Origin of the sequence: Anaerospora sp., from assembly GCF_032013335.1 — a bacterium.
GTDB lineage: Bacteria > Bacillota > Negativicutes > Sporomusales > DSM-15969 > Anaerospora.
Window position 1 is genome coordinate 34,296 of the sequence record NZ_DALZUO010000032.1, and the last position, 6,612, is coordinate 40,907.

The 6,612-nt window shown below is 45.3% G+C and carries 6 protein-coding genes and 10 tRNA genes; 15 read left to right on the top strand and 1 reads right to left on the bottom strand.

Annotation, left to right across the window (positions count from 1 at the left end):
- Window positions 1-20: 20 nt before the first annotated feature.
- From RTR76_RS18595 to RTR76_RS18625, 7 genes are all read left to right on the top strand, one after another.
- Entirely contained in the window at window positions 21-1,442 is a 1,422-nt protein-coding gene (locus tag RTR76_RS18595) for a TIGR00366 family protein (RefSeq protein ID WP_312523709.1), read from the top strand.
- 168 nt (window positions 1,443-1,610) lie between these two features.
- On the top strand, window positions 1,611-2,315 hold the full coding sequence (locus tag RTR76_RS18600) for a DUF421 domain-containing protein (RefSeq protein WP_312523710.1): 705 nt from the start codon (window positions 1,611-1,613) through the stop codon (window positions 2,313-2,315).
- 141 nt (window positions 2,316-2,456) lie between these two features.
- A complete protein-coding gene (locus RTR76_RS18605) occupies window positions 2,457-2,972 on the top strand; it encodes an NUDIX hydrolase (RefSeq protein ID WP_312523734.1) in 516 nt (171 codons plus the stop codon).
- A gap of 59 nt (window positions 2,973-3,031) precedes the next feature.
- Window positions 3,032-3,826: an undecaprenyl-diphosphate phosphatase gene (locus RTR76_RS18610; RefSeq protein WP_312523711.1), complete on the top strand. Its 795-nt coding sequence runs from the start codon at window positions 3,032-3,034 to the stop codon at window positions 3,824-3,826.
- Between the two features lie 99 nt (window positions 3,827-3,925).
- Window positions 3,926-4,001 (top strand) — tRNA-Thr (locus tag RTR76_RS18615).
- A gap of 6 nt (window positions 4,002-4,007) precedes the next feature.
- A tRNA-Tyr gene (locus RTR76_RS18620) sits at window positions 4,008-4,093 on the top strand.
- Window positions 4,094-4,133: 40 nt separating this feature from the next.
- Window positions 4,134-4,209 (top strand) — tRNA-Thr (locus RTR76_RS18625).
- Here RTR76_RS18625 and RTR76_RS18630 read toward each other — a convergent pair.
- Window positions 4,188-4,337: a hypothetical protein gene (locus RTR76_RS18630; protein ID WP_312523712.1), complete on the bottom strand. Its 150-nt coding sequence runs from the start codon at window positions 4,335-4,337 to the stop codon at window positions 4,188-4,190. The two genes, RTR76_RS18625 and RTR76_RS18630, sit on opposite strands and share 22 nt — an antisense overlap.
- A 150-nt stretch (window positions 4,338-4,487) precedes the next feature.
- Between RTR76_RS18630 and RTR76_RS18635 the strand changes: the two genes are divergently transcribed.
- From RTR76_RS18635 to tuf, 8 genes are all read left to right on the top strand, one after another.
- A tRNA-Met gene (locus tag RTR76_RS18635) sits at window positions 4,488-4,564 on the top strand.
- A gap of 97 nt (window positions 4,565-4,661) precedes the next feature.
- Window positions 4,662-4,737 (top strand) — tRNA-Thr (locus RTR76_RS18640).
- A gap of 6 nt (window positions 4,738-4,743) precedes the next feature.
- A tRNA-Tyr gene (locus RTR76_RS18645) sits at window positions 4,744-4,829 on the top strand.
- A 59-nt stretch (window positions 4,830-4,888) separates the two neighbouring features.
- Window positions 4,889-4,964 (top strand) — tRNA-Met (locus RTR76_RS18650).
- A 16-nt stretch (window positions 4,965-4,980) separates the two neighbouring features.
- Window positions 4,981-5,056, top strand: a tRNA-Met gene (locus RTR76_RS18655).
- 40 nt (window positions 5,057-5,096) lie between these two features.
- Window positions 5,097-5,172 (top strand) — tRNA-Thr (locus RTR76_RS18660).
- Window positions 5,173-5,197: 25 nt separating this feature from the next.
- Window positions 5,198-5,274, top strand: a tRNA-Met gene (locus RTR76_RS18665).
- 130 nt (window positions 5,275-5,404) lie between these two features.
- Window positions 5,405-6,607 (top strand): elongation factor Tu, encoded by a 1,203-nt coding sequence (tuf, locus tag RTR76_RS18670; RefSeq protein ID WP_312523713.1) that lies wholly within the window; start codon window positions 5,405-5,407, stop codon window positions 6,605-6,607.
- Window positions 6,608-6,612 lie beyond the last annotated feature (5 nt).

Below are 6,612 nucleotides of genomic sequence, written 5' to 3' on the forward strand. Positions count from 1 at the left end.
AAACAAAGGAGTGGATACGTATGAGTCAAACTGTCATTTCTCCGCAAAGAGAAGAAGAAAAACCCGGTTTATTGGCGCGCTGGGGGGCAGCCTTAGCTGATTGGAGCGAAAAGTGGTTTCCTGATGCGTATATTTTTGCCGTTCTTGCCGTTGTTTTGGTAGCTGCAGTAGCGCTTATGATGGGACGGACTCCGTCAGAGGTAGCTGTTGATTTCGGAAAATCATTTTGGAGTTTAGTGCCTTTTACTATGCAGATGGCTTTTGTTATTATTACTGGTTATGTTGTTGCCGTATCAAAGCCTGTTAAAGCCGTGATTGTTAAACTGGCAGGTGTCCCGTCAACTCCCAAAATGGCAGTTGCCTATGTAGCACTTGTGGCAATGTTGGCATCACTGCTGAGCTGGGGCTTTAGCTTAGTCCTGTCTGGTTTTTTAATTCGAGAAATTTCCAAACGCGTCAAGGGTGTTGATTACCGGGCGGTTGGCGCTGCAGGGTATCTTGGTTTGTGCAGCATTTGGGCACTGGGCCTTTCTTCGTCGGCGGCGCTAATGATGGCTACGAAAAACTCTATTCCACCGGCCTTATATAAAATAAGCGGAGTCATTGGTTTAGAAATGACATTGTTTACCTGGCAAAATTTAGTGATGCTTAGCGTGCTGATTATCTTATCCTGCTGGATTTGTTATGTATCTGCGCCGTCAGCGGAACGTGCAAAAACGGCAGAAATGGCTGGTATCCATTACAAGGAAGATGAAGAAGAAGTTGTTGAAAAAGCAAAAACTCCTGGTGAATATTTGGAATTTAGCCCAATTCTGACGATAATTGTTGTCATATTAGGCTTTCTTTTTCTTGTAAACACATTTACTACCAAGGGTGGATTAGCCGCACTGGATCTAAATATTTATACGTTTATGCTGCTTATCGTGGGTATGCTGTTTCATTGGACGCCGCGAGCTTTTCTTAAGGCTGTTGCCAAATCTATACCTATGACGGGAGGCGTATTTATTCAGTTCCCTTTATATGCCGGTATTTTTGGTATGATGATGGGATGCGGCTTAAACGATGTTCTAGCGCAATTTTTTGTATCTATTTCCAATAAGGAGACACTTCCCGTCACGGTTGGCATTTACTCGGCTATAGCAGGGCTTTTCCTGCCCTCAGGCGGCGGTAAATGGGTTGTAGAGGCCCCTTATGTACTGGAAGCGGCTAATCAGCTGAAAGTCAATCTGGCTTGGATTGTGCAGGTATATAATGCGGCGGAAGCGCTGCCTAATTTTATCAATCCTTTCTGGATGCTGCCGCTGCTTGGCGTTACCGGCGTAAAAGCAAGAGACCTTGCCGGTTATGCTATTTTACAGCTTGCCTTTCATATTCCGGCAGTACTAATTCTCTTATGGCTGCTAGGTAAAACTTTGCCCTATGTGGCGCCGGTTATGCAGTAATTTATTAGATAATGGAGATCAGCCGCTTTTTTACGAGAGCGGCTGATTTTATTATTTAAACGGTTTTTGGGTGAAATAAGAATGACAAAAGCTGCTGCCTGCAGCCTTTGCTTAATAAAACCAGACCGAACTGTTCACACTATAATAGTTTATTAGAGGAGGGCAATAATGGAGACACTTGGTGGAACTGCTTTTCACGCCACAGTGAGTATTGCGGCGATGCTGCTAATCTGGCTAATACTGGGGAAGCGCCAGATAGGTGAACTTAGTCCGTTTGATTTTGCAGTATCAATTACTGCAGGAACAGTTGTGGGGGCGGGAATTGTTGATCCCCATATTGAATTAAGCAGGACGATTGTGGCGCTGGTTGTATTAGGCGTTTTGCAAATCTGTGTAAGCTGGCTGAGTATTAAATTTCGTAAAATACAAAGATCGCTGTCGTCTGATCCGACTGTGCTCGTAGAGAACGGTCAGATTATTAAAGCTAATTTGGCTAAGGTTCGCGTGCCGGTAGAAATATTACTGCAAATGCTGAGGGAAAAAGATGTATTTGATATAACTGAGGTCGAAGTTGCGATTTTTGAGCCTCATGGCAGGTTGAGTGTATTGAGAAAACCAGAGTATTCACCGGTGACGCCTCAGCAGTTGAAGCTTAACGTTGACGCGAACCGCATCTTAGTGCCGATTATTCTGGAAGGAGTGCTGCAAGTGGATTTGCTGAAAAAGATGGGGTTTTCACCGCAGGAGATTGAAGAATTTCATCAGAAATACCAGGATCGCATTGACAATGTCTTTATTGCATTTATGGATAAACAGCATAATCTTCATATAACGGAAGAGGGTATTCTGGAAAGCAATGTTTTTTTTCACTAAGAGTTTATGTAGTAACTAGTGCACGTCGGTCTAGCCGGCGCTGCACTAGTATTTAGTTGCGGAAGACGTTAACTTTCGTTTACTAATGCTGTACAATAGGGAGAGATAGTGGAGAAAGAGAGGGATACTAGATAAGTGAGCATGAGAAACCAAAGGTTTTTTCATTGTCCTAAGTGCGGAGGTAAACTAAACTATCAGCAAGTAGCTGAGAAGCAGCGGTTAGTATGCTCGAATTGCAGTTATATTTTTTATGAGAATCCAATCGTAGGAGTAGCGGCAATTGTTATGAATAACGGAAAAATTCTGTTGGGCAAGCGCTCGTCTACTACGGCCTATCCCGGATTATGGTGTATTCCCTGCGGATATGTTGAGTATGAAGAAGATGTCTACGATGCAGTACGCCGGGAATTTAGAGAAGAAACCGGTCTTACAATTGAAGTGGAGAGAGTTTTTACTGCGTTATCTAATTTCCATAATCCCAATGTTCATACGGTAGGAATCTGGTTTGTTGCTCATGTCACAGGCGGAACTTTGCTTGCAGGTGATGATATTTCGGAGGTAGGATATTTTGAGCTGGAACAATTGCCTCCGCTGGCATTTCCGACAGACCGGCAAGTGATTGAGCTATTAAAAAATGAGAGTAAAGGTTTTAATTAGGCAATTTTTACTATATAATAAAAAAGCACAATTTTGGTAGCAAAGGACGTGGCAATTGAGTGAGTGAGAATCTGATTGCAGTGATTATTGGTATTGTGGAGGGATTGACGGAATTTTTACCGGTTTCTTCAACTGGTCATATGATATTAACCGGTTCACTCCTTGGTTTTGAAGGGGAAAAGGCAAGTGTATTTGAAGTGTTTATTCAGCTTGGGGCAATACTAGCTGTTTTTATTTTATATCGCGATAAATTCATGAGAATGCTGGATATTCGCCGATTAGGATCAACCTCAGGACTTTCTGCTTTGCATGTAGCTGCAGGGATTGTACCGGTATTGTTGATTGCATACGCACTGCACAAACCAATTAAAGCATATTTATTTTCGCCCTTTACGGTGATTATCGGTTTGGTAGCTGGTGCGATTTTCATGCTTGTAGCCGAGAAGATGTCTCCTCGCCCGCTCACTCGCGATGTAGAGGAAATGTCAATAAAGCAAGCTTTTCTTGTAGGCCTATTTCAGGTGCTTTCGCTTTGGCCTGGTTTTTCCCGCTCCGGTTCAACCATTGCCGGTGGCTTGCTTTTCGGTATGAGCCGCAAAGCAGCAGCCGAGTTTTCTTTTATAATCGCTGTGCCGATCATGCTGGTTGCCTGTCTTTATGACTTGCTCAAATTCTGGAATAACTTGAGTATTGCCGATCTGCAAATGTTTGCAATTGGCTTTGTAGTTGCTTTTGTAGTTGCTTATGCATCAATTATTTGGTTCTTGGGTTTTTTGAACCGTTCATCATTGGCGTCTTTCGCTTATTATCGCTTCTTGGTGGCCGGAATATCCTACTGGTACTTCTTTAGCTAGTTTTCCAAAAAAAATGGTTATTTAGCTCTTTACAATTATGAAATCCTATGGTAATATAATATCTCGTCACCGGTTATTTATAGCCGGGTTGATGAAGATGCTGGTGTAGCTCAATTGGTAGAGCAGCTGACTTGTAATCAGCAGGTTGTGGGTTCAATTCCTATCACCAGCTCCACAATATGGAGGGGTTCCCGAGTGGCTAAAGGGAGCAGACTGTAAATCTGCCGGTTTTCACCTTCGAAGGTTCGAATCCTTCTCCCTCCACCAAATTTATAACGGCTGGTTAATCGCCAGTCGTTATGTATGTGCTGGTGTAGCTCAGTCGGTAGAGCGTATCCTTGGTAAGGATAAGGCCACCGGTTCAATCCCGGTCACTAGCTCCATTTTCATAACAAAGCACCTGAACTTGTCTCCCTGGTAAACCAGGCAAAGTAAGCTCAGCCAGCTTTGAAATATTGTTTGGTCTCAACCACTCCAGCGAAGCGAAGAGTGCTCCCAAGCAATAAGTCATTGAATTAGTCTCCCAGCTTAGGTTGGCGAGAATGGTACAGCTGCTAGGCGCGACGAGCACGTGAGCGAAGACAGTACTGGTAAGTACGGCGAGCGAGCGCGCAGGAGCAACAACGCAGATGGGCCATTATCGACGACCGTCTTAGAATCTGGCGGCGTAGCTCAGCTGGCTAGAGCATTCGGTTCATACCCGAAGTGTCCGGGGTTCAAATCCCTGCGCCGCCACCAATTAGTTAATAGATTTGGTAAATAATACTGTAAAAAGTCTATTGACATAATGAAGTAACTGTTATATAATATATTTTGTCACTGAGAAAGTGAATGTGCTGGTGTAGCTCAATTGGTAGAGCAGCTGACTTGTAATCAGCAGGTTGTGGGTTCAATTCCTATCACCAGCTCCACAATATGGAGGGGTTCCCGAGTGGCTAAAGGGAGCAGACTGTAAATCTGCCGGTTTTCACCTTCGAAGGTTCGAATCCTTCTCCCTCCACCATTTCCTTTAGCTTCAAAGCTAAGGTTGGTTAGAAACTTATTAACCGCCCTAATTATCGTCGCGGGATGGAGCAGCTGGCAGCTCGTCGGGCTCATAACCCGAAGGTCGCAGGTTCAAGTCCTGCTCCCGCAACCAATTTTTCCCCACTCGTCGCGGGGTGGAGCAGCTGGCAGCTCGTCGGGCTCATAACCCGAAGGTCACAGGTTCAAGTCCTGTCCCCGCAACCAAATTTATTATCGACTGGTTATTAACCAGACGATTTATAGTGCTGGTGTAGCTCAGTCGGTAGAGCGTATCCTTGGTAAGGATAAGGCCACCGGTTCAATCCCGGTCACTAGCTCCAGCTTCATATCGAGAATACTAAATATGGCGGCGTAGCTCAGCTGGCTAGAGCATTCGGTTCATACCCGAAGTGTCCGGGGTTCAAATCCCTGCGCCGCCACCATAATAAAAACTTCGCTTAGGGCGGAGTTTTTTGCATTTTCAGCAGGAATTTTTATTGTGATCACGAATATTCCCTGTTGGCAAAGAGACAATCTATGCTGCCAATGTAAGTTAAGGGGGAAGTTTTTTAGATGGCAAAGAAAAAGTTTGAAAGAAACAAGCCACACGTAAACATTGGAACAATCGGTCACGTCGACCATGGTAAAACATCGCTGACAGCCGCTATCACCATGACTCTGGCAAAATCAGGCGGCGCTGAATTCATGGCGTACGACATGATTGACAAAGCCCCGGAAGAAAGAGAACGCGGTATTACCATTAACACCGCTCACGTAGAGTATGAAACGGAAAAACGTCACTATGCTCACGTAGACTGCCCAGGACATGCTGACTATGTAAAAAACATGATCACCGGCGCCGCACAAATGGACGGAGCTATCCTGGTAGTAAGTGCAGCTGACGGCCCGATGCCTCAAACGCGGGAACACATTCTGCTGTCCCGCCAAGTAGGCGTACCTGCAATGGTAGTGTTCCTGAACAAAGCTGACATGGTTGATGATGCTGAGCTGATGGAACTGGTAGAAATGGAAGTTCGCGAACTTCTGTCCAGCTACGATTTCCCTGGCGATGACATTCCTGTAGTTTCAGGCTCTGCCTTGAAAGTACTAGAGTGCGGCTGCGGTAAACGCGAATGCAACTGGTGCGGCAAAATCCATGAATTGATGGATGCTGTTGACGAATACATCCCAACTCCTGAGCGCGCAACTGACAAGCCTTTCTTGATGCCTGTCGAGGACGTGTTCACAATCACCGGCCGTGGAACAGTAGCAACTGGCCGTGTAGAGCGTGGAGTAGTAAAAGTAGGGGAAACCATCGAAATCGTTGGTATGACCGAAAAACCAAAAGCTACCGTAGTAACAGGCGTAGAAATGTTCCGCAAATTATTGGATTCAGCAGTAGCTGGCGACAATATCGGCGCATTGCTGCGTGGCGTAGACCGTAAGGACATCGAGCGCGGCCAGGTATTGGCTAAACCAGGTTCGATTAAACCTCATACAGACTACAAAGCCGAAGTATACGTACTGTCAAAAGAAGAAGGCGGCCGTCATACACCGTTCTTCAATGGCTATCGTCCTCAGTTCTACTTCCGTACAACGGACGTAACTGGCGTCGTAACTTTGCCAGAAGGCGTAGAAATGTGCATGCCTGGAGATAACATCCAGATGACAATTGCACTGATTACCCCGATCGCTATCGAAGAAGGCTTGCGTTTCGCTATTCGCGAAGGTGGCCGTACTGTTGGCGCCGGCGTTGTAACCGCTGTAATTAAGTAAGAAAA

Excerpts from the sequence above, each read along its gene's own strand:
- RTR76_RS18595 (WP_312523709.1), top strand. The coding sequence starts at position 21 with ATGAGTCAAACTGTCATTTCTCCGCAAAGAGAAGAAGAAAAACCCGGT.
- RTR76_RS18600 (WP_312523710.1), top strand. The coding sequence starts at position 1,611 with ATGGAGACACTTGGTGGAACTGCTTTTCACGCCACAGTGAGTATTGCG.
- RTR76_RS18605 (WP_312523734.1), top strand. The coding sequence starts at position 2,457 with ATGAGAAACCAAAGGTTTTTTCATTGTCCTAAGTGCGGAGGTAAACTA.
- RTR76_RS18630 (WP_312523712.1), bottom strand. The coding sequence starts at position 4,337 with ATGACTTATTGCTTGGGAGCACTCTTCGCTTCGCTGGAGTGGTTGAGA.
- tuf (WP_312523713.1), top strand. The coding sequence starts at position 5,405 with ATGGCAAAGAAAAAGTTTGAAAGAAACAAGCCACACGTAAACATTGGA.